Origin of the sequence: Xylanivirga thermophila, from assembly GCF_004138105.1 — a bacterium.
GTDB classification, from domain to species: Bacteria; Bacillota; Clostridia; order Caldicoprobacterales; family Xylanivirgaceae; genus Xylanivirga; species Xylanivirga thermophila.
In genome coordinates this window covers 12,511-34,512 of the sequence record NZ_RXHQ01000029.1, presented here as the reverse complement: position 1 = coordinate 34,512, position 22,002 = coordinate 12,511, and the positions used below count along the sequence as shown (strand labels likewise).

Here is a 22,002-nt window from a genome sequence, read left to right as displayed (position 1 = left end):
TTAATGGTGTAGATAAAACTATAATACCAAACAGTCATCTGAATATATGGGAACTGTAACTTTAAGTAAAAATATCCCAGGATGTTATCTATTCTTCTTTTCCCTACAGTAAATTGACGCTATCAATATTGATTTATAATATGAATTGTAGCTTTAATTTATATATAATATTTTATATGGATATTAAATATACTATGTTAGAGCCTTGTTTTTGAATGGATAAATTAGGAGGTTTTTTTTATGATAAAACTTTTTTTTAGTACTTTTATTCTCATATTTCTTGCAGAATTAGGCGATAAAACTCAATTAGCCACCATGCTTATGGCGGCTAAGTCAAATCATATATGGCCGGTATTCTTAGGATCCAGTCTTGCCCTTATCTGTTCCTCTTTTATGGGAGTAATTTTAGGAAACCTTTTAACGAAGTTAATACCTGCAAACTATATACAAACAGGAGCTGGTATTGCATTCGTTATAATAGGCATACTGCTGATAATTGGGAAGCTATAAAAATAAAGGCTTTTCAGCCTTTTGGGATTTTTACTGTAATCTCTATACTATCACCATTGTCTATTTGAGTAAACTGAGGTGACAAGCCATAATTTTTTAGCATATTTACAGCATTCTTTATGGTATTTACAAAAATTCTCACATCACCAGGAGTTTTTACAAACTTCTTTTTTTGACAGTTCTTTTCCTCAGTCTTATGTATATCATCCATCATTCTCTGGATAAATTCCTCTGATTCCTTAACGTTTAATTCTTTTTTTATTATGGTTTGAACTGCTTTAAGTTGAAGTTCCTGATCCGGTAAGCGCAAAAGGGCCCTAGCATGCCGTTCTGTTAAATTATTGCTTATAATAATTTCTTTTATTTCATCAGGTAATTTTAGAAGTCTAAGCTTATTTGCAATAGTTGATTGACTCTTACCCAATTTTTTAGCCAGTGCTTCTTGTGTAAAACCATGGTCATCTATAAGGCTTGCATAGCCTTTAGCCTCTTCTATATAATGAAGATTTTCCCTTTGAAGATTTTCTATCATGGCAATAATGGCAGAATCCTTTTCAAAGCTGTCAATTATTATGGCAGGAATAGATTCCATATTAGCCATTTTACTAGCCCGTAATCTCCTTTCCCCTGCGATGAGTTCATATCCCCCTGAGGCGGTACGTCTAACAGTAATAGGCTGTATAACTCCATATTCCCTTATAGATTGAGATAATTCCTCCAATCCCTTTTCAGAAAAACTTTTTCTCGGCTGATACGGGTTGGGCTTTATCTGTTCTACTGGAATCTCTTCTACCCTTTTAACAGTAACCTTTTTTGGTTTTACAGTATTCTGAAATTCTCTTAACCAAATCATAGTATCGCCTCCAAATAGTAATGTATATATATTTCTCCAAATATTTTTAAATTCCTTCTTTTTGGGGCGATTTTTTTAAATATTTTTTTGTATCACATATTAGCTCGGTTATTCTATCTTTTCCTCCATTTTATAATAAAAAGCATTGGTTTTTATCAATTATAATGGAGATTTTTTGGGTTTTCCCGGATTTCTTGGAAATCTTTTGGGGGTTTTTGTCTTTTTTTGTACTATTATTAATTTATGTGTTTTTTCTGAATAGGGCAAATCCACATCAAAAACCCTTTGTACCTCTGCACCTAAAATCTTTAATGCGTTTTGTGCTCCTTCAATTTCCTCATATGCCCCAGGACCTTTATAAGCCACGAAATAGCCTCCTACCTTAACAAAGGGTATACAATACTCTAAAAGTACATTAAGAGGAGCTACTGCCCTTGAAAAGGCCATATCGTACATCTCCCTATGTTCAACCATACGGCCCATCTCTTCTGCACGCCCATGTATTGCCCCTATCTCCTTAAGCTCCAATGTAGATACTATATGATCCAAAAAATCTACTCGCTTTTTAAGTGAATCCAAAAGTATCATTTTAGTATTTGGAAGGGCTATTTTTATAGGTATTCCTGGAAATCCAGCACCAGTTCCCACATCAATTATAGATGAGTTTTTAGATAATATACCCGTATTCAATATTGAAAGACTATCTAAAAAATGTTCAACTATTATGTCTTCTGGATCAGTTATCGCCGTCAAATTCATCCTTTTGTTGTATTCGAGCATAATATCCATATACTTCTCAAATTTTTGTATATCCTCCATATCCATATGGATGTTCCATCTATCAAGACCATTTACAAGTAGCGACATATCAGTCATTTACATTTCCCCTTTTCATCTTTTCCAAATATATAAGCAAAACGGATATATCTGCCGGAGATACCCCAGATATACGGGAGGCCTGTCCTACTGAATGGGGCTTTATTTTATTCAGCTTTTGCTGTGCCTCTATCCTAAGCCCTTTGATATTTGCATAATCTATATTATCTGGCAAAAACCTATTTTCCATTTTTTTGAACTGTTCAGCCTGCCTTAATTGCTTTTTTATATATCCTTCATATTTTATCTGTACCTGTACCTCTTCCTTTTCCTGTCTCAACAGACTAGGTACATTAGGATCTAGATACTCTATATCTCTATAGATAATTTCCGGCCTTTTTAATAGGTCAAAAGCAGTTATACCACTCTTTATTAGAGAGCTACCTTTTTTATCTAAATAATTTAATACTTCTTCTGTAGGCCCGAATACTACACCCTTTAGTCTATCTATTTCTTTTTGTATATTCTCCTGTTTTTTCATATAGGTAGAATACCTTTTATCGTCTATAAGCCCTATATTATGACCTATTTCAGTTAGGCGCATATCTGCATTATCTTGCCTTAAAAGCAGCCTATACTCTGCCCTGGATGTCATCATCCTATATGGCTCATTGGTGCCCTTTGTTACTAAGTCATCAATTAAAACCCCTGCATAAGCCTCAGATCTATGAAGTATCACCGGTGGCTCACCCTTTATATATTGTACTGCATTTATTCCTGCAATCAACCCTTGGGCTGCTGCCTCTTCGTATCCCGAACTACCGTTTATCTGCCCGGCAAAAAACAACCCGTTGATATGTCTACTCTCCAAGGATAATTTTAACTGCGTAGACTGTATACAATCATATTCTATTGCATATGCCGGCCTCATTATCTGCACATTTTCAAGCCCCGGTACAGTTTTATACAATTTCATCTGGACATCCACCGGTAAACTCGACGATAAACCCTGCACATACATCTCATCCGTATCAAGCCCTTCTGGTTCTATGAATATCTGATGGGTCTTCTTGTCCTTAAACCTAACCACCTTGTCTTCTATTGAAGGGCAATACCTAGGTCCTACCCCCTCTATCATACCACCGTATAAAGGTGATCTATGGAGATTCTCCCGTATTATTTCATGGGTATTCTCATTTGTGTAGGTCAGCCAACATGGCACCTGTTCCCTCTCAAGGGTATCATGCGTAAATGAAAAGGGGATTATTATCTCATCTCCGGGCTGCTCTGCCATCTTCGAAAAATCCAAGCTGTTTTTATTCACCCTGGCGGGAGTTCCTGTCTTAAACCTCAAAAGATTAAAACCTAACTCCATCAATGATCGTGATAGACCATTTGCAGGAAATAGTCCTGACGGTCCACTATTTTGTGAAAATTCTCCAATGAATATTCGGGATTTTAAATATACTCCTGTAGCCGCTATAACTGTCCGACAGGTATAATACTGGCCTGTGCTTAAAAGCACCCCATCTACCCTGTCACCCTTGGTACGTATCTCCACAACTTCACCCTGCATCAAATGAAGATTATTCTGACGTTCCAGGGTTTGCTTCATAACTGCCTGATAGCGTTTTTTATCCGCTTGTGCCCTTAGTGAATGTACTGCAGGCCCTTTACCAGTATTTAGCATGCGTATCTGTATAAAAGTTTCATCTATATTAAGACCCATCTGTCCACCTAATGCATCAATCTCCCTTACTAAATGGCCCTTGGAAGTACCACCTATTGAAGGGTTACAAGCCATCATAGCTACAGAATCTAGAGATATGGCAAAAACAGCCACCCTATATCCTAATCTGGCTGCCGCTAGGGCAGCTTCGCACCCAGCATGTCCAGCACCTATAACCACTACATCATATTCGCCTGCATAAAACTCCATATACATTCCTACTTTCCTAAGCAGAATTTAGAAAAAATTCTATCAATTAAATCTTCAGATATGGTTTCCCCGGTAATAAAACCTAATTTTTCCCATGCTTCCCTTATATCTATGGATACAAGATCAAGGGGTACACCTTTGTCAATTGCATCAATTGCATCTAATATATGCTTTTTAGAATCAAATAAGGATTCCTCGTGACGCACATTTGTTACAAAAATCTCATCATTGGCAGTAATTTGCCCTGAAAACACCATATTGTATATATATTCCTCTATTTTATCTATACCTTCACCACTAGAGAGGGATGTTTCTATTATGGTATGCCCTGGCAATGCCTTTTTTATATACTCCACATCAATCATTATAGGTTTATCTATCTTATTCACCAGTACCAACACATTTTTATCCTTGACATATCGTAGTATATCCATATCCCCTTGCTCCAATGGAACAGAAGCATCAAACATCAATATAACAAGGTCTGCCATTTCTATACTCTCACGGGATCTCTCCACCCCTATTTTTTCCACCACATCTTCTGTTTCACGAATTCCTGCAGTATCTATTAATTTTACAAGGATACCGCGAATTGTTATATAATCTTCTATTATATCCCGAGTAGTACCTGGAATATCAGTAACTATCGCCCGGTTTTGCCTTACCATGGCATTCAAAAGGGATGACTTTCCAACATTCGGTTTCCCTACTATCACAGTGCTTATACCTTGTCTTATGAGCTTACCAGACTTAGCACCGTCTAAAAGGTTTTGTATATCATTGTTTGTTTCGGATAATTCTTCCCTTAGTTGTGTGGACAATACATCATCAATATCTTCCTCTGGATAATCTATACTTGCCTCTATATGTGCCAATATATCTAAAATGTTAGATCTTATCTCCTGAATGCGTTTTGACAATACTCCTTCCATCTGGTTTAAGGAAGCCTTTGCAGCTTGATCAGATTTTGCAGATATGAGATCCATAACAGCTTCAGCCTGCGCAAGGTCCAACCTGCCATTTAAAAAGGCACGCTTTGTAAACTCCCCTGGCTGGGCCAGGCGAGCGCCATTATCTATTGTTAATCTCAATATTTGGGTAAGTGGTATCATCCCACCATGACAGTGTATCTCCACCACATCTTCCCTTGTATAGGAACCTGGGGCCATCATACATACCATGAGCACTTCATCTATTATTTCGCCCCGTTTATCCACTATATGTCCATAATAAAAATATCTATTTTTTATATCTATACACTTTTTACCCGAAGCCGTCCTAAAAATCTCTTTTATAATGGGCAGGGCCAAATTTCCACTCATCCTTACTATGCCTATTCCACCCTCTCCTGGAGGTGTGGCTATTGCTACAATAGTCTGAGCATCGTCATACATGATCCTATCACCTTTTTTATATATTTAAACCCAGTATCGCTACTGGGTTTATCATTCCTATTTTAATGCTATTACCACTCTTCTATACGGTTCATCACCTTGACTGTATGTTGTTATATATGGATGATTCTGCAAAGTCGAATGTATTATGCGCCTTTCATAGGGATTCATAGGTTCCAGTACTATATCCTTTTTACTCTTCTGAACCTTATAGGCTAATTTTTTGGCAAGCCTTTTGAGTGTTTCTTCCCGTTTGTTTCTATAACCCTCTGTATCCAATACTATTCTCTTATATTCCTTGATTTCCTTATTTACTGCCAAACTTACTAAATATTGAAGTGCATCTAGTGTTTCTCCCCTATATCCAATCAAAATTCCCATATCTTCGCCTGTAATCTCTATATATATTTCCCGATCCGTTTCCCTAGTACTTATATTAGCTTCTATATTCATATTATCCAATAATCCATTTAAGAAATCCTTACAAAAATCTGCTGCTGTTCTTTTTACAGTGGCACAAATTCTAGCATCCTTTCTGCCAAAAATCCCTAATACTCCTTTAGTAGGTTCCTCCAAAACTTCAATATCCAACATATCACGCTGAACACCTAGCTGGGCAACTGCCATAAGAATGGCTTCATCAACCGATTTGCCCGTCGCTTCTACACTTCTCACTTATTGGCACCCTCTTTCACCACTGTGTTTTCTTTTTCCTTATTATTTTTTCTATCATAAATAATCATGTAGACTATCTGAAAAATATTGGACGCAACCCAATATAAGCTAAATGCGGAAGTGTACATGGAACAAAACCATATGGACATAATGGGCATTATAGTATTCATCATACCCATTTGCTCATTAGCTTGTGCGTTGGTATTTTGCTTATTGGTAAGTTGTATTTGATAATATGATGTTATCCCTGCTAACAATGGCAATATAAAAAGACCATTCCAATTTCCTGTAAAAAAAGCTATTCTTTTTCCAAATATATCTACCATTGGAGAATCCGGAGCCCATATATTCTTTATCCAAAGAAAACTCTGTACTGCATTTTGTGCAATCTGTGCGTCTGAAATGCGCCTTAATGCTGAAAACATCGCAATTAATATGGGAAATTGTATAAGTACTGGCAAACAACCTCCAGCAGGATTTATCTTGTTTTTTTGGTAAAGTTCCATAGTCTTCTTGTTGCGCTTTTCCGGATCATTTTTGTATTTTTGGTTTATTTTATCTACTTCAGGCTGTATTTCATTCATCTTTTGCATGGATTTTTTAGATTTCAAATCCAATGGCAAAAGTACCAATCTTATTAATACTGTAAAAATTATAACTGCTACTCCATAATTGGGAATTATATGGTATATTCCTTCTAATATACTGCTTAAAAACCCTACAAATCCAGCCCAAAAACCGCCTTTAGAGCTCTGTGCACCTTTTAACATCATATTCAACATTAGTATGGTAAAATTCATATAATCGTTACCCCCATATTTTATTGTAAAGGATCGTACCCACCAGGGTTGAATGGGTGACATTTTGATATTCTTTTCATAGCCAACCACAGTCCTTTAGTTGCGCCATACTTCTCTATGGCCTCAATTGCATATTGGGAACAAGTAGGATAAAATCTACAGTTCCTTGGTAATCCAGGAGAAATTGCCCTTTGGTAAAATTTTATTAAAAATATAAAAAACTTTTTCATTTTAACAATCGAGCCCTCTTTATTAATTCTAACAAACCTTCCTCAAGCGTCCAATAATCAGCTCCATGTGCATTTTTTCTCACTATAAACACCATATCAAATCCAGATCTTACCGATTCGCAATTCAATCTATATATCTCTCTCAATTGTCTTTTTATCCTATTTCTCTGCACTGCATTTCCAAACTTTTTATTTACAGAAAAACCTACTCTACTGTATCCCAATCTATTCTTCCCATATACAAGTACTAATACCTTGTTTGATACAGCCTTGCCCCTCTTATAAAGGCGTGCAAATTCTGCATTTTTGGTCAATTTATATTTTTTATCCACTCACCTACCTCCAGGCTATAACAATGGTAGAAAAGGCCACTTAAGAAGCGGCCTTATGCTGTCAATACTTTTCTACCCTTTTTCCTTCTTCTTTTTATGACCATTCTACCACTCTTTGTACTCATTCTATTTCTAAAGCCATGGTCCTTTTTTCTTTTTCTATTATTAGGCTGATATGTCCTTAACATGATGGCCCTCCTTTCAATTATTCTATATATGAAAAAAATTATTCACACCCTTTTCATTACTATAGTATTATAAGCGAAAATGTTATCCACTGTCAAGAAAATCAATGGTTTTGCATTGATTATCCACAGATTATTTGATATTATATATTTACTGTTGATAACTTATCTATTATAATATAGTAGGAAAAAATTTAGAGTTATACACAAACTGTGGATAACTCTGTGTATAACTTCAAGTACTACTTTAAGATTGCCACTGTAAACGGTCTTATCCACTGTTGATAATGTAGATTAATTTTTCTTTAACTGTGAATATTTTATCCATATTTTTAAGTTTTAAATTGTATAAAGTGGCAACAATATCAAATGTCAGCTATTTTTTAGGAGGTTTTTCCATGGACAAGCAAATTCAAGAAATCTGGCAAGAGGCATTGGAGGTTATAAAAGGCGAGCTGACCGATGTTAGTTTTGATACTTGGATAAAAACCATAGAACCCATTACTTCAAAAGATGATGACCTTATTCTATGCGTTCCAAATGATTTTACAAAAAGTATATTGGAGACCAGGTATACTAGCCTTATAGCAAATGCTATAAAACAAGTATGTTCCAAACCATATAATATTATATTTATATTATCATCCGATGTGGATAAGTATTTGGACAATAAAAAAAATGATGAAAACGGTCCGGATATAAACTGCATGCTGAATCCAAAATATACCTTTGATACGTTTGTAATAGGAAACAGCAACCGTTTTGCCCATGCCGCATGCCTCGCAGCAGCAGAAGCTCCCGCCAAGGCATATAACCCGCTCTTTATATACGGTGGTGTCGGCCTTGGCAAAACGCATCTTATGCACGCCATAGGCCATTTTATTTTGGCTCAAAATCCAAAAAGCCGTGTAATGTACGTATCTTCAGAAAAATTCACAAACGAGCTTATAAATTCCATAAGAGACGATAAAAATGCCGAATTTCGCGATAGATACAGAAATAATGATGTACTTTTAATAGATGATATACAATTTATAGCAGGAAAGGAAAGAACCCAGGAAGAGTTTTTCCATACCTTTAACTCTCTACATGAGGCTAATAAGCAGATAATAATATCGAGCGATCGTCCTCCAAAGGAAATACCCACCTTGGAAGATAGATTACGCTCCCGTTTTGAATGGGGATTAATAGCCGATATCCAGCCTCCCGACCTTGAAACTAGGGTGGCTATTTTAAAGAAAAAAGCAGAACTAGAAAATATAGAGATAGATGATGAAATACTGCTGTTTATAGCAAAAAAAATAGAATCAAATATAAGGGAGCTAGAAGGCGCCTTGACACGTATAGTGGCCTTTTCATCCCTAAATAATAATAAACTTGATATATCGGTAGCTGAAGAAGCCTTAAGGGATATAATAGCAAATAATAAACCTAAAGAGATCACAAGCGCCCTTATACAAGAGATAGTTGCAGATAGATTTAAATTAAAGATCGATGATTTTAAATCCAAAAAACGCAACAGGTCAATAGCTTATCCAAGGCAGATAGCCATGTATCTTTGTCGACAATTAACCGATATGTCCTTACCCAAGATAGGAGATGATTTTGGCGGGAGAGATCATACTACCGTGATACATGCATGCGACAAAATTGCCGGTGATATGAAGAATGACACAAAAATTAAAAGACTGGTAGAAGATCTTACAAAAGAAATACAGGAAAAGTAGGGTTTTTAGACAGTTTTGTGGATAACAATATTGTATCAACTACCTTGTCCACATATAGTCCACACCATTACTTGTGGATATATGATGCTTGTCTCATATTATCCACAAATCCACAGCCCCTACTACTACTACTACTATCTATATATAATAATATACAACAACTTCCGGAGGTGTTAAGATGAAATTTATTTGTACACAAAAAAAGCTTATGGAGGGGATAAATACCGTACAAAAAGCCATTTCCCCCCGCACCACTCTTCCAATCTTGGAAGGTATTTATATAAAAGCAATGAAAGACGTTGTAAATATGATAGGAATGAGTCTTGATCTATTGGGAATAGAAACTTACATAGAGTGCAAAACTTTAGAGGAAGGAAGCATAGTAATACCAGCAAGACTTTTTGCTGACATAATAAGAAAATTTCCCGACGGAGATGTGGAAATTACTGTCATGGATAATTATACAGTTAAGATCGAGTGCTATAATTCTCGTATAATTATACAAGGTCTTGCTCCAGACGAATATCCAGAGATGGAAAGGATAGAAGAACATAATCCTGTGGAAATAGAGCAGGATCTCTTTAAGAATATGATCCAACAAACCATATTTGCAGTTGCCTCTGAAGAGACAAGACCCATATATACAGGGGCCTTGCTGGAAATTCATGATAAAAAAATGACCATATCATGTCTTGATGGCTATAGGTTGGCAGTGCGAAATGGCAGTATAGGTAACGGAACAAACGACATAAATGCGGTAATTCCAGGAAGGGCATTAAATGAAATAAGTAAAATAATTGGGAACTCAGACCAAAAAATTAGTATAACCATAGGAGATAGACATGCCCTCTTCGATATGGGATATACAAGAATAATAACACGATTATTGGAAGGGCAGTTTATAAATTACAAACAAATTATACCCCAGGATTATAAAATTCGTGTTAAATTGGATACAAAAATACTGTATAATAGTATAGAGAGAGCATCGCTGATAGCCAAAGATGGTGATAATAATCTTATAAAATTATCTATGCATGATAATAAAATGATAATAACCTCAAATTCGGAACTAGGACAGGCATATGAGGAATTACCTGTAATACTAGAAGGAAATGATATAGAAATAGCCTTTAACGGGCGGTATTTGATGGAGATATTACGTGCTATAGAAGATGATGAGATATGCATGGACTTTACTACCAATATAAATCCCTGTGTTATAAGACCACTTGAAGGGGAAAACTATACGTACCTATTGTTGCCTGTGAGGTTGTACTCATGAAAAAAGTTACTATACATACCCCATTTATAAAGCTAAATCAGCTATTGAAATGGGCAAATATTGTACAAACTGGAGCAGAGGCCAGTGAAATAATTAAGCAGGGATTGGTATCTTTAAATGGTAGTGTGGAGTACAGAAGGGGAAAGAAGGTATATGTAGGGGACAAGATAAGAGTTGATGGTTATGAAGAGTTTTTAGTGGTTGGGGAAGGAAGTGCAGATTTTGTACCTAAAGGAGCTGACGCTGATAAACTTTAGAAACTACGAGAAGCTCAATATTTCATTTAATTCCAATTTGATACTTTTAATAGGCAAAAACGCCCAGGGTAAAACCAACATATTGGAATCGATATCTATGAGCTCAACTGGGAGATCCTATAGAACTCCTAGGGATAAGGAATTGATAAAATGGGGCAAGGGGCAGTCCTATGTAAAAAATACGGTTATAAAAAGATCAGGAACTAGTGTAATAGAGCTATATCTAAATCTTCAAGAAAAAAAGAGAATAAAGATAAACGGTGTTCAGATAAAAAGGATGGGAGAGCTTATGGGTCATTTAAATAGCGTAGTTTTTTCTCCTGAAGATCTAAGGATTATAAAGGATGGCCCAGCTGAACGGCGTCGTTTTATGGATATGGAGATATCCCAGATAAAACCGCGTTATTTTTATAATCTACAGCAGTATAATAAGATATTACTTCAAAGGAATAACCTTTTAAAAGAAATAAATATCAGACCAAACCTCAAAAAGACATTGCCGGTATGGGATGAACAACTGTCCCATACCGGTGCCTACATAATAAATGAACGGTATAAATTTGTGAGGATGCTTATGGAATCTGCAAATCATATCCATAGGGATATTTCATTTGGGGCGGAAAATCTGGAATTTTTTTATAAATCGTCCATAAAGTACAAAGATCAGGGTGTAGATCATATAAAGGATAATTTTTTTGAACAATTACAGAAAAATAGAGATTTTGATATAATGAGGGGTACTACCAGTAGTGGATGCCATAGGGACGATCTTGCGTTTGTTATAAATGATGTAGATATAAGGACATTTGGTTCGCAAGGTCAGCAGAGAAGCTCTGTATTATCTCTAAAGCTATCAGAAATCGAAATAATGCATAGGGAAACGGGCGAATATCCAATATTGCTTCTAGATGATGTGATGTCTGAATTGGATGAATATCGTCAGGAAATGCTATTGGATATAATAGGAGATGTACAGACAATTATAACTAGCACTAGCCTGAAGGGGATACCTAAGGCGAATTTGGATAATGGTCAGGTATTTACAATACAAAATGGAGGTGTGATATGATATTGCATTTAGGTGGCGATGCTACGGTAAGGACAAAGGATATAATAGCAATAATTGATATAGATACGATGAATTTTTCTCCTATAAATAAAGAATTTCTGCAGGTAGCAAAACAGGAAGGCTTTATAAGAAAGGTATCTGATGACCCGCCAAAGACCTTTATAATATCTGAGGTGGATAAAAAGCCAGTTGTTTTTATATCACCAATATCTTCTACTACACTTTTAAAGCGTAGCGATTTTATAAAAAACATATCAGGAGAAAAAGATTTAAAATAGAGGGAGATATATATGGCAAAACATAACTATGATGAAAATGATATACAGGTATTAGAGGGCCTTGAGGCCGTTAGAAAACGTCCAGGTATGTATATAGGCAGTACCGGGCCAAAAGGACTACATCATCTAGTATATGAGATAGTGGATAATAGTATAGATGAGGCCTTAGCCGGATATTGCAGCAATATATATGTATGTATAAACGAAGACTGTTCAGTAAAGGTAATGGATGATGGCAGGGGTATACCTGTAGGTATGCACCATAAGATGGGAAAGCCGGCCGTCGAAGTAGCAATGACGGTACTGCATGCAGGAGGAAAATTTGGTGGTGAAGGATACAGGGTATCCGGTGGTCTGCATGGTGTAGGTATGTCTGTAGTAAATGCCCTATCTGAATGGCTAATAGTAGAGATTGAGAGGGAGGGACATATACATCACCAGGAATATGAGCGTGGAAAGCCCAAATCTACCCTTCAGATAATAGGGGATACCGATAGAACCGGGACCACTATTATATTTAAGCCAGACCCAATTATATTTGAAGATACCAACTTTAATTTTGATACACTAAAAAAACGACTTAGGGAGTTGGCATTTTTAAACAAAGGTATAAGAATTATACTTGAAGATAAAAGGGATGGCCAAAAGAAGGAACTACATTATGAGGGTGGCATAGTATCATTTGTAGAGTATTTGAACAAGAACAAGAGTGTATTGCATAAAGAACCAATATATATAAGCGGCAAAAAGGATGACATAATGGTTGAGGTAGCTATGCAATATAATGATTCATACCTGGAGAATGTATATTCATTTGCAAATAATATAGATACATATGAAGGTGGTACCCATTTAAGTGGTTTTAGATCTGCCCTTACCCGTGCCATGAATGACTATGCACGTAAAAATAACTATATAAAGCAGAATGAATCAAATCTCTCTGGAGAGGATGTAAGGGAGGGATTAACAGCTGTTATAAGCGTAAAGCTTTTAAACCCACAGTTTGAAGGCCAGACTAAAACAAAGCTAGGGAATAGTGAAGTACGTGGGTTGGTGGAAAATATAGTAAGTGAAGGCTTAGAAGTCTTTTTGGAGGAAAATCCGAGTTCAGGTAAGATTATAATAGAAAAGGCTTTGAGCTCTTCAAGGGCCAGGGAAGCAGCTAGGAAGGCAAGGGAGCTAGCTAGAAGAAAGAGTGCCCTTGATAGTACCTCACTACCAGGCAAGTTAGCGGATTGTAGCGAACGGGATCCTGCTAAAAGTGAGATATTTATAGTAGAGGGTGATTCTGCTGGCGGATCTGCAAAGCAAGGACGTGATAGGGAATTCCAAGCCATATTACCTTTAAGAGGTAAAATTTTAAACGTAGAGAAGACCCGCCTTGATAAGATATTGGCAAATGAAGAGATAAAGGCCATGATAACTGCCTTTGGTGCAGGTATAGGTGAAGAATTTGATATAAGTAAATTAAGATATCATAGGATAATATGTATGACCGATGCTGATGTAGATGGTAGTCATATAAGGACTTTGCTTTTAACGTTCTTCTACAGATATATGAGACCGCTTATACAGAATGGGCATGTATACATTGCTCAGCCGCCTTTATATAAAATAGCGAAGGGGAAAGCAGAACATTATGTATATAGTGACGAACAGCTTGAGAATCTATTGAACGATATAGGACGGGATGGTATAGGTATACAGCGGTATAAAGGTCTTGGTGAAATGAATCCGGAACAGCTTTGGGAGACTACAATGGATCCAAGTACTAGAACTCTTCTTAAGGTTACTATGGATGATGCCATTGCTGCCGATGAGATATTTACTACACTCATGGGTGACAAGGTAGAACCAAGGCGGAGATTTATACATCAAAATGCAAAATTGGTTAAAAACCTTGATATATAACAACGATAGAAAGAGGAATGTCTTATGGATGGGGTAAATGAGCAGAATATTATTGACGTTGATATAGAAGACGAGATGAAAAAATCTTATATAGATTATGCCATGAGCGTTATAGTAAGTAGAGCTATCCCAGATGTGCGTGATGGTTTAAAACCGGTACATCGAAGGGTATTGTATTCCATGTATGAATTGGGAGTGACTCCTGACAAACCATATAGAAAATCAGCAAGGATTGTCGGTGATGTTTTAGGTAAATATCATCCCCATGGTGATTCGGCTGTTTACGATACCATGGTAAGGATGGCTCAAGATTTTTCTATACGTTACCTACTGGTAGATGGGCATGGTAACTTTGGTTCCATAGATGGTGATTCAGCTGCTGCCATGAGGTATACTGAAGCTAGAATGTCAAAGATTTCAATGGAACTTTTGAGGGATATAAATAAAGAAACAGTAGATTTTATGCCAAACTTTGATGAAACCCTTAAAGAACCGGTGGTTTTGCCATCTAGATTTCCAAATCTTTTGGTAAATGGGTCATCTGGTATAGCAGTAGGTATGGCAACCAATATTCCACCTCATAATTTGAATGAGGTAATAGATGGAGTAATAGCACTTATAGATAACCCTGATATGTCAATAGATGAAATTGGTACATATATAAAAGGACCAGACTTCCCGACAGGGGGAATAATACTTGGTAAAGATGCTATAAGATCGTACTATAGCACAGGTAGGGGTAAGGTAATTACTAGGGCACGTACTTCTATAGAGGAGATGTCCGGAAATAAGAGTAGAATAATAGTTACAGAGCTTCCCTATATGGTGAATAAGGCTCGCCTTATAGAGAAAATTGCCCAAATGGTAAGGGAAAAGCGTATTGAGGGTATATCGGATATAAGGGATGAATCTGATAGAAATGGTATGCGCATGGTAATAGAACTTAAGCGGGATATAAATCCAAATGTGGTGCTTAACTATCTATTTAAGCATACCCAGATGCAGGAGACCTTTGGCGTTATAATGCTTGCACTTGTTGACGGGCAGCCTCGGGTTATGAATATAAAGAGCGTGATTTTTCATTATATAGATCACCAAAAGGACGTTATAACCAGACGTACACGCTATGACCTAAATAAGGCTCTAGACCGGTCTCATATATTAGAGGGACTACTTATAGCTTTGGACCATATAGATGCTGTTATACGCCTTATAAGGGGTTCTAAAACGGTCCAAATAGCAAAGAAAGGTCTTATAGATAATTTTAATCTATCTGAAAAACAGGCACAGGCAATATTGGATATGAGACTTCAACGTTTGACAGGCCTAGAGAGGGAAAAGATAGAGGAGGAGTATGGAGAGCTTCAAAAAACCATAGAATACCTCCAGTCAATACTTGCAAATGAGGATATGCTCTATGACATAATAAAAGAGGAGCTTCTGGAGATAAAGGCGAAGTTTGGTGATGAACGGAGAACGGAGATAGCTCCCGCCGAAGGGGAAATAGACATAGAGGATCTTATAGACGAGCATGACGTCGTTATTACCCTTACACACTATGGCTATGTAAAGCGTACGCCCCTTGATACATACAAAAGCCAACGTAGAGGCGGGAGGGGGATAACAGGCCTGTCTACAAGGGAAGAGGATTTTGTAGAGGATATATTTATAACCTCTACCCATCAAAGGCTCTTATTCTTCACCAGTTTAGGTAGGGTTTATGAGTTAAAGGGCTATCAAATTCCTGAAGCCGGCCGCCAGGCAAAGGGAACTGCTATGATAAATCTATTGGAGTTATCCCCTGGGGAAAAGGTACAGGCATTTATTCCTATAGACGACTTTGAAGAAGGCTATTATCTAGTCATGGCTACTAAAAATGGAACTATAAAGAAGAGTTCATTGGATGAATTTACAAATATCAGAAAAGGTGGCATAATAGCCATAAATTTAAAAGAGAATGATGAACTCATAAAGGTGCAATTGACAGATGGAGACAGAGAAATTATGATTGCTTCCAATAGGGGATTAGCCATAAGATTTAATGAATCGGAGGTAAGACCCATGGGAAGGAATGCAGCTGGTGTAAAATCCATGTCTTTGGATGATGGAGAGTATGTTATAGATATGCAGATATTAGGTGAGCATGGTGATATATTATCTGTCAGTCAACATGGTTATGGAAAGCGTACAAAATTTGAAGAATATCGCGTAACCAGGAGAGGTGGTAAGGGTATAAAGACCATGAATCTTACCGAAAAGACAGGCGACTTGGTTGCATTAAAAGTAGTTACAGATGATGACGATATAATGATGATAAATTCAGAAGGTGTCATAATAAGGATGCCGGCTAAGGATATATCGGTTATGGGAAGGAATACTCAAGGCGTTATGCTTATGCGTATGGACGAAGGCGAAGAGGTAGTATCTATAGCACGGGTTGATAAGGAAGAAGAAGAGGAAGAAGAAGAATAAAAATATTTCAATAAAAACTGGCGCATAATTATACAATCTGATATAATAATGGGAAAATATCCATGAGGTGAGAGAGGAAGGATTGTAATGGAAAATATAAGGATAATTAGAACTAACAGTCCAAAGCAAAAACCAGATGAAAAGGCACTTGGTTTTGGTGCTATATTTACAGATCATATGTTTGTAATGGATTATGATATAGAAGATGGATGGCATAATCCTAGGGTTGAGCCCTATGGGCCTTTTGCGGTGGAACCTTCTATGATGGTATTCCATTATGGGCAGGCTATATTTGAGGGTATGAAGGCATATAGAAATAAAAATGGTGATCCGGTAGTATTTCGCCCTCTAAACGGTATAGCACGTCTTAATAGGTCGGCAGAGCGTCTGTGTATACCGCAGGTAGATGAAAAGCTCGTATGGCAAGGATTGAAGACTCTCCTTGATATAGATAAGGATTGGATTCCTACAGCTGAAGGCACTGCACTTTATATAAGACCTCTTATAATATCAATGGATTGTTCTTTAGGTGTTAGACCCTCACATACTTATAGATTTTTTATAATACTCTCTCCCGTAGGCGCCTATTATGCCGAAGGTATAAAGCCTGTAAAGATATATGTTACAGATGAATATGTAAGGGCTGTAAAAGGCGGTATGGGTTTTGCAAAAACAGCAGGTAACTATGCAGCTAGTTTGTACGCGGCAGAAAAGGCAAAGGAAAAGGGATATACCCAGGTACTGTGGTTAGATGGCTGCCAGCATAAGTATGTAGAAGAAGTAGGTACCATGAATATATTCTTTAAGATTGATGATACATTGGTCACCCCGACCTTGGAGGTAGGAAGTATACTAGGAGGTATTACTAGGGACTCTGTTGTTACTATGGCCGAGCATATGGGGTATAAGGTGGAAGAGCGTCTTATATCAATAGACGAAGTATATGAGGCTCACAAACAGGGAAGGCTCAAGGAGGTATTCGGTACTGGTACGGCTGCAGTAATTTCTCCAGTAGGTGTTATGTGCTGGGATGATAATGTAATAGAAATAAATAATAATGAAATGGGCGAATTTTCAAAGTTAATTTACAACAAGATAACTGGGATACAAAGGGGAACGGAAGAAGATATATTTGGCTGGGTAAAAAATATTTATGAATAGACTTTGATAAGGAGTTATAAAAAAGGGCGGGTACATTTTTACTTTCAAATGTACCCGCTATTCTTATTCTCCGTTTAGTTGATTATCTAGTTCCTGTATGCGGGGTTGAACCTGTGCTGATATTTGTTTATTTACTGCATCTTGAGCATATTGACTCGGGTGTGATGGTTCTACACTATACCATCCTCTTTTATTCATAGCTTCCATAAACAGTTTTGCATGATTTTGTTCTTCACGTTGTATGTCCTGTAGAGTTTTTATTATTTGATCATTTACAGATTCCATTATGGTAGTATCATATGATGATGATATTTGTTTTTCAATTGTTATGGAATCTTGAAGCATATCTTTTTCAGATAGTTGATTCTGTGACATCCTTTATCCTCCCACTTTTATTGTTGTTGAGGAGGTTCAAATCCTCCTTGTATTAGTAGATCTTTTATAGCATTGGCATGTTGCTGTTCCTGTTTATAAACCATATTAAAAATATACTTTATTTCCGGATCTACTGCCTGAGTTTCGTACGATTTATATTTGCTTATACATAGATATTCTGCTTGCAGTTGATCCTCTAGAAGCATTTTTTCCTTATTGGTAAGTTCCATACATAAAGCCTCCTTTCCGTATTAGTTTTACCCAAAAAATGAGGAATATTAAAAAAAGATGAAGTTTTTATACAACTTCATCTTTTTTATGATTTTTATATTGCAATTCATAGAAGCTCGAAGGGTATATATTTTCCGTCGCCGATGGGATAGCAGGGACAGATTTTTTGCCCCTGCTAAGAGGTAATCAGGCGATGGGGGTATAAATTCCTTTGAGCTGTTCCCTTTTTCTTAGGGAAAGGGGCGGAGGGGTTAGGAGAAATCTTGTTATATCCTGTTACGATTAGTCCCTTAAAAATGGCTTGATTTTACTATGTTCTATGTTTTATTTTTACTTATTTAATATTTTAGTATCTTTGAGTAATTTATGCTATTCTATTTCGTAGCCTCTCGAAAAGTAATTGGGAAATAAGACCCAAAATAAGCGTCTTTATTGAGGGTATACTAGTTGATTGATGAATATTTATAGCAGCAAAGGTAGCAAAAGCAAACCTCATCATAGAGCATCGTGAACGTGCGTGCTCAATAGAATAATCAACAAACATTCTCTTATTCGAGCGTTCAACGGATGTTCTGGTTTTAAATTTGCCTTTAAATGCTTTTGAATACCGTGGTATCGGTGTAAATATTCTAGGATCATGGTTAGGTTTTAAATATATTACACTACCATAAGAATTTACACTCTTTAGGAGGTTCTAGACCATGGCATGCAACCCAACACCTGTATTTAATGCCCTTAGGTTTACAATAGCCCCAGTGTATATACCTTTTAGACCTGCAGTTGCAAACTTTTACACCGTAATGGCTTACACCTGAGTAATAGGTAGAACCGTCAAAAGCGACAGAGGTCTAGGTTCAAAACGCTTTAACTTAAGCTTACCAGTTACATGTTGAATATGTGATGCCATCCATAAACGAATAAGAAGATCGTAGTATGAAGCAACAGAAGGAGCACTAGTAGAATCGAAACCACAAATATCAAATAAAAGTAAATCATTCCTTACTCTTAAAGCCCAATTTGTGATAGAATATTCTTGTAGGTCAAGTATTAATATCAGAGACCGAATGATCCCTTGCTGATTTTTGGCTGGTCGGCCGCAATCAGCATATAAAGGCTTGACTATGGGAAGCAGGTTATCAAGGTCTAGTAGATAAAGCTTTGTGATGGATTTATCTAGGCTAGCCAACCTGCTTTTTTCTTTTTCTTGATGAATCAATAGCTTTTGCTTTAGGCCTTCCTGATAATCCTTATAAAGTTGGCAATCACGTGACATATAAAAAAACTCCAAAATAGATTTAGTTAACATAACTCTATTTTGAAGGAAAATGCATTGAATTTTAAGCTGTAATATTAAGCAGACAAAGAAAATAACGGTAAATAGAGCTGGAAATTTTAAAGTTTAAATTAGACAAAAAGTAGGGTTGAAGCTAAAAAGCTGAACCTTGAAATATAGAAAAATAAAGCTCTCAGAGTTTTCGAGAGCGTACATTTCGTAACAAGGGGGAGAGTGATTTAAAATCACTCTCCCCCAAAAACAAGAACTTTTATTTCCAGTTATAAACACTTGTATACCATTTATATGTTCTTGTTCCTGTTACATAGGTTACATCGCTACCATTATCTTTTTTGGTAAGCGTTATACTGCTACTTTGCCAAGGATTTAGAACAGTATATTTAGAAGAACTATATCCAATCAAGGTTAGTGCATGGTATTTTTTACCCTCATCAGATTTTCTTTGCATTTGCATATAAACCGGACGGTATCCGTTAATTTCTGTCTTAACAGATGAATAACTTAAAGGATTACCTGATTTCGGTGATAATCCATGATTTTTACCTATAGAAATAACTTCGGCATTTGTTAGTCCTTCATCTTTAGCAGAACCTAACGCCTCTATTGTTACATCTTTAGCTGTTAGAGAGGTTCCCTTTTTATAGTTGATAATTGCAGCCGAAACCGCAGCACCACACCATTCCATTTGTTTACCATCAAAAGTTCCATCGTCTGTTTGAGGAACACATACAACTCCTAACGGACTAGGATTACTGGCTTCCATAAGATCGATGCCGTTACCGTCTGCTACAGAAAGTGTATCAGTAATATTTACAACATTACCGACAGTGTTCCCTTTCATCAAGGAAACAGCATTTGCATTTTCAATCTCGCTATCTGGTGTAAGCGGCTCCACACAATCGTTTACTACTGCGAAAAATCCAGTGTCATTTGAAACAAAAGTAATAGGGGCTGTTTTAGAGGTTTCATTCTGCAATGTATTCAATTTTTCGGCCATCAAGTTTTCTTCAAATTGTGTATAATATTCGCCGCCGTCATCATAAATCGTTAGAATTGCAAAAATCTTACCATCTTGCATAACAGGAAAATCATAAATGCGATTAACGCCTCCTGATTCTTGAAGGTTGATAGGATACCCCAGAGAATACTGCCTTCCACTTGCGTCAATTCCATTATTAACTAAGTGTTCTCCTAAAAATTCGGGGAACTCGCCTTTCGCATATTCAAGAATTTCCGTTGGTGTTTCTTCTGTAATGGCATAGCACCCTGTAGCGTCTTGTGTAGGCTCCGCCGCAAAAGCGGGTACACTACACATTCCCAACATAAGAGCCGCTGACAACGCATACGAGATAATTTTTTTCATCTTCATAATTACACCTCACTTCCTAACTTAAAATATTGGACTACTGATGATTAACTATCTTCATTGGACATTGGAATCAGCCTTTCAAATTAGACTTGGGTATTAACAATTATTTACTTTCTGTCTTTATTATATATCTGTTTCTACTTTTATACAAGATTTATCATTCGACAAAATATTACAGTTTTATTACGATATTTCGGAGTTAGAATATATATATAATTTTGAAAGTATTTTTGCAACTAATCATTAGCTATTTAATATCTTTTATTTTGAAAATAATAAGAAGGAGCAAAGCGACGCTACTTACTTTGGGTTAATGTTGGCCCGAAGCTATATCTTGGACAGGTTTTGTTAGCTGTTCGCAACATTATTTGACTACTGATAGCGTGGTATAATATATATGTAATGTGATAGGGAAAGGAGCTATATGCTACGCAGAAGTTGTGTAGAAATTGACAACAAGCCCGCAGCAGTAACAAGATTTCGGGTTTGGAGAATTGCAATTTATATCCGCCTATCAAAAGAAGATTTAGACAAAAAAGACGAATCGGAAAGTGTATCGAATCAGAAAGAAATCATCAAGGAGCATATCGCCAGTTTTGATGATGGGAACGAATACATAATTGTTGACTATTATATTGACGATGGTATTTCCGGTACTACAGACGATGAATAGGATGATTTTCAAAGAATGTTGGAGGACATTCAAAAGGGTAAAATCAACTGTGTGATTGTGAAAGAACTTGCACGTTCTTTCGGAAACTATGCTGACTAGGGTTACTATCTGGACGACTGGTTTCCCCGTCACGATGTACGTTTTATCTCTGTGTATCATCAGTCAT

Annotated in this window: 23 protein-coding genes; 10 read left to right on the top strand and 13 right to left on the bottom strand. The window is 36.6% G+C overall.

The window, feature by feature from the left end; translation table 11 throughout:
* Positions 1–240: 240 nt before the first annotated feature.
* Positions 241–510, top strand: a complete 270-nt coding sequence (locus tag EJN67_RS11355) for a TMEM165/GDT1 family protein (RefSeq protein ID WP_129724426.1) — start codon at positions 241–243, stop codon at positions 508–510.
* 13 nt (positions 511–523) lie between these two features.
* Here the strand turns inward: EJN67_RS11355 and noc are convergent, their stop codons facing one another.
* The 9 genes from noc to rpmH form a co-directional block, all read right to left on the bottom strand.
* Complete coding sequence (gene noc, locus EJN67_RS11350) at positions 524–1,363, bottom strand: nucleoid occlusion protein (RefSeq protein WP_129724425.1); 840 nt, start codon at positions 1,361–1,363, stop codon at positions 524–526.
* Between the two features lie 159 nt (positions 1,364–1,522).
* Positions 1,523–2,239, bottom strand: a complete 717-nt coding sequence (rsmG, locus tag EJN67_RS11345; RefSeq protein WP_129724424.1) for a 16S rRNA (guanine(527)-N(7))-methyltransferase RsmG — start codon at positions 2,237–2,239, stop codon at positions 1,523–1,525.
* Positions 2,232–4,118: a tRNA uridine-5-carboxymethylaminomethyl(34) synthesis enzyme MnmG gene (gene mnmG, locus EJN67_RS11340; protein WP_129724423.1), complete on the bottom strand. Its 1,887-nt coding sequence runs from the start codon at positions 4,116–4,118 to the stop codon at positions 2,232–2,234. Before mnmG ends, rsmG begins: the two co-directional genes overlap by 8 nt.
* 8 nt (positions 4,119–4,126) lie before the next feature.
* Positions 4,127–5,512: a tRNA uridine-5-carboxymethylaminomethyl(34) synthesis GTPase MnmE gene (mnmE, locus tag EJN67_RS11335; RefSeq protein ID WP_129724422.1), complete on the bottom strand. Its 1,386-nt coding sequence runs from the start codon at positions 5,510–5,512 to the stop codon at positions 4,127–4,129.
* A 57-nt stretch (positions 5,513–5,569) separates the two neighbouring features.
* Complete coding sequence (gene jag, locus EJN67_RS11330; protein WP_129724421.1) at positions 5,570–6,187, bottom strand: RNA-binding cell elongation regulator Jag/EloR; 618 nt, start codon at positions 6,185–6,187, stop codon at positions 5,570–5,572.
* The gene (locus EJN67_RS11325; protein WP_207208018.1) at positions 6,184–6,987 is read right to left on the bottom strand and encodes a YidC/Oxa1 family membrane protein insertase; all 804 of its coding nucleotides are present in this window, start codon (positions 6,985–6,987) and stop codon (positions 6,184–6,186) included. Before EJN67_RS11325 ends, jag begins: the two co-directional genes overlap by 4 nt.
* Before the next feature lie 20 nt (positions 6,988–7,007).
* Positions 7,008–7,217: a membrane protein insertion efficiency factor YidD gene (gene yidD / locus EJN67_RS11320; protein WP_129724420.1), complete on the bottom strand. Its 210-nt coding sequence runs from the start codon at positions 7,215–7,217 to the stop codon at positions 7,008–7,010.
* Entirely contained in the window at positions 7,214–7,549 is a 336-nt protein-coding gene (gene rnpA, locus EJN67_RS11315; protein ID WP_129724419.1) for a ribonuclease P protein component, read from the bottom strand. The genes yidD and rnpA overlap by 4 nt, the downstream gene beginning before the upstream one ends.
* A 53-nt stretch (positions 7,550–7,602) precedes the next feature.
* Positions 7,603–7,737, bottom strand: coding sequence for a 50S ribosomal protein L34 (rpmH, locus tag EJN67_RS11310; protein WP_129724418.1), 135 nt, complete (start codon positions 7,735–7,737; stop codon positions 7,603–7,605).
* 395 nt (positions 7,738–8,132) lie between these two features.
* Between rpmH and dnaA the strand changes: the two genes are divergently transcribed.
* From dnaA to EJN67_RS11275, 8 genes are all read left to right on the top strand, one after another.
* Positions 8,133–9,461 (top strand): chromosomal replication initiator protein DnaA, encoded by a 1,329-nt coding sequence (gene dnaA, locus EJN67_RS11305; protein ID WP_129724417.1) that lies wholly within the window; start codon positions 8,133–8,135, stop codon positions 9,459–9,461.
* A 178-nt stretch (positions 9,462–9,639) separates the two neighbouring features.
* Positions 9,640–10,746 carry a DNA polymerase III subunit beta gene (gene dnaN / locus EJN67_RS11300; protein ID WP_129724416.1) on the top strand — a complete coding sequence of 369 codons (1,107 nt, stop codon included), beginning with the start codon at positions 9,640–9,642 and terminating at the stop codon, positions 10,744–10,746.
* A complete protein-coding gene (locus EJN67_RS11295; RefSeq protein WP_129724415.1) occupies positions 10,743–11,003 on the top strand; it encodes an RNA-binding S4 domain-containing protein in 261 nt (86 codons plus the stop codon). The genes dnaN and EJN67_RS11295 overlap by 4 nt, the downstream gene beginning before the upstream one ends.
* Positions 10,960–12,072: a DNA replication/repair protein RecF gene (gene recF, locus EJN67_RS11290; protein ID WP_165000848.1), complete on the top strand. Its 1,113-nt coding sequence runs from the start codon at positions 10,960–10,962 to the stop codon at positions 12,070–12,072. Before EJN67_RS11295 ends, recF begins: the two co-directional genes overlap by 44 nt.
* Positions 12,069–12,350 carry an extracellular matrix regulator RemB gene (gene remB, locus EJN67_RS14150; protein ID WP_207208017.1) on the top strand — a complete coding sequence of 94 codons (282 nt, stop codon included), beginning with the start codon at positions 12,069–12,071 and terminating at the stop codon, positions 12,348–12,350. Before recF ends, remB begins: the two co-directional genes overlap by 4 nt.
* A 12-nt stretch (positions 12,351–12,362) precedes the next feature.
* Positions 12,363–14,261, top strand: coding sequence for a DNA topoisomerase (ATP-hydrolyzing) subunit B (gyrB, locus tag EJN67_RS11285; protein ID WP_279387730.1), 1,899 nt, complete (start codon positions 12,363–12,365; stop codon positions 14,259–14,261).
* Positions 14,262–14,285: 24 nt separating this feature from the next.
* Positions 14,286–16,733 (top strand): DNA gyrase subunit A, encoded by a 2,448-nt coding sequence (gene gyrA, locus EJN67_RS11280; protein WP_129724413.1) that lies wholly within the window; start codon positions 14,286–14,288, stop codon positions 16,731–16,733.
* An 87-nt stretch (positions 16,734–16,820) separates the two neighbouring features.
* Positions 16,821–17,894 (top strand): branched-chain amino acid aminotransferase, encoded by a 1,074-nt coding sequence (locus EJN67_RS11275; RefSeq protein ID WP_129724412.1) that lies wholly within the window; start codon positions 16,821–16,823, stop codon positions 17,892–17,894.
* 63 nt (positions 17,895–17,957) lie between these two features.
* Here the strand turns inward: EJN67_RS11275 and EJN67_RS11270 are convergent, their stop codons facing one another.
* The 4 genes from EJN67_RS11270 to EJN67_RS11255 all read right to left on the bottom strand — a co-directional run bounded on the left by EJN67_RS11270 (position 17,958) and on the right by EJN67_RS11255 (position 21,163).
* Positions 17,958–18,269 (bottom strand): spore coat protein, encoded by a 312-nt coding sequence (locus EJN67_RS11270; protein WP_129724411.1) that lies wholly within the window; start codon positions 18,267–18,269, stop codon positions 17,958–17,960.
* 17 nt (positions 18,270–18,286) lie between these two features.
* A complete protein-coding gene (locus EJN67_RS11265; RefSeq protein WP_129724410.1) occupies positions 18,287–18,499 on the bottom strand; it encodes a ferritin family protein in 213 nt (70 codons plus the stop codon).
* An 806-nt stretch (positions 18,500–19,305) separates the two neighbouring features.
* The gene (locus EJN67_RS11260) at positions 19,306–19,773 is read right to left on the bottom strand and encodes a hypothetical protein (RefSeq protein WP_129724409.1); all 468 of its coding nucleotides are present in this window, start codon (positions 19,771–19,773) and stop codon (positions 19,306–19,308) included.
* 271 nt (positions 19,774–20,044) lie between these two features.
* The gene (locus EJN67_RS11255) at positions 20,045–21,163 is read right to left on the bottom strand and encodes a papain-like cysteine protease family protein (protein WP_129724408.1); all 1,119 of its coding nucleotides are present in this window, start codon (positions 21,161–21,163) and stop codon (positions 20,045–20,047) included.
* A 424-nt stretch (positions 21,164–21,587) separates the two neighbouring features.
* On the opposite strand from EJN67_RS11255, the gene EJN67_RS14145 reads away from it, so the two are divergent.
* Complete coding sequence (locus tag EJN67_RS14145) at positions 21,588–21,836, top strand: recombinase family protein (RefSeq protein ID WP_207208016.1); 249 nt, start codon at positions 21,588–21,590, stop codon at positions 21,834–21,836.
* Positions 21,837–22,002 lie beyond the last annotated feature (166 nt).

Bases quoted from the DNA above. Each gene is read 5' to 3' on its own strand.
- EJN67_RS11355 (WP_129724426.1), top strand. From the start codon at position 241: ATGATAAAACTTTTTTTTAGTACTTTTATTCTCATATTTCTTGCAGAA.
- noc (WP_129724425.1), bottom strand. From the start codon at position 1,363: ATGATTTGGTTAAGAGAATTTCAGAATACTGTAAAACCAAAAAAGGTT.
- rsmG (WP_129724424.1), bottom strand. From the start codon at position 2,239: ATGACTGATATGTCGCTACTTGTAAATGGTCTTGATAGATGGAACATC.
- mnmG (WP_129724423.1), bottom strand. From the start codon at position 4,118: ATGGAGTTTTATGCAGGCGAATATGATGTAGTGGTTATAGGTGCTGGA.
- mnmE (WP_129724422.1), bottom strand. From the start codon at position 5,512: ATGTATGACGATGCTCAGACTATTGTAGCAATAGCCACACCTCCAGGA.
- EJN67_RS11325 (WP_207208018.1), bottom strand. From the start codon at position 6,987: ATGAATTTTACCATACTAATGTTGAATATGATGTTAAAAGGTGCACAG.
- yidD (WP_129724420.1), bottom strand. From the start codon at position 7,217: ATGAAAAAGTTTTTTATATTTTTAATAAAATTTTACCAAAGGGCAATT.
- rpmH (WP_129724418.1), bottom strand. From the start codon at position 7,737: ATGTTAAGGACATATCAGCCTAATAATAGAAAAAGAAAAAAGGACCAT.
- dnaA (WP_129724417.1), top strand. From the start codon at position 8,133: ATGGACAAGCAAATTCAAGAAATCTGGCAAGAGGCATTGGAGGTTATA.
- dnaN (WP_129724416.1), top strand. From the start codon at position 9,640: ATGAAATTTATTTGTACACAAAAAAAGCTTATGGAGGGGATAAATACC.
- EJN67_RS11295 (WP_129724415.1), top strand. From the start codon at position 10,743: ATGAAAAAAGTTACTATACATACCCCATTTATAAAGCTAAATCAGCTA.
- remB (WP_207208017.1), top strand. From the start codon at position 12,069: ATGATATTGCATTTAGGTGGCGATGCTACGGTAAGGACAAAGGATATA.
- gyrB (WP_279387730.1), top strand. From the start codon at position 12,363: ATGGCAAAACATAACTATGATGAAAATGATATACAGGTATTAGAGGGC.
- gyrA (WP_129724413.1), top strand. From the start codon at position 14,286: ATGGATGGGGTAAATGAGCAGAATATTATTGACGTTGATATAGAAGAC.
- EJN67_RS11275 (WP_129724412.1), top strand. From the start codon at position 16,821: ATGGAAAATATAAGGATAATTAGAACTAACAGTCCAAAGCAAAAACCA.
- EJN67_RS11270 (WP_129724411.1), bottom strand. From the start codon at position 18,269: ATGTCACAGAATCAACTATCTGAAAAAGATATGCTTCAAGATTCCATA.
- EJN67_RS11265 (WP_129724410.1), bottom strand. From the start codon at position 18,499: ATGGAACTTACCAATAAGGAAAAAATGCTTCTAGAGGATCAACTGCAA.
- EJN67_RS11260 (WP_129724409.1), bottom strand. From the start codon at position 19,773: ATGTCACGTGATTGCCAACTTTATAAGGATTATCAGGAAGGCCTAAAG.
- EJN67_RS11255 (WP_129724408.1), bottom strand. From the start codon at position 21,163: ATGAAGATGAAAAAAATTATCTCGTATGCGTTGTCAGCGGCTCTTATG.
- EJN67_RS14145 (WP_207208016.1), top strand. From the start codon at position 21,588: ATGCTACGCAGAAGTTGTGTAGAAATTGACAACAAGCCCGCAGCAGTA.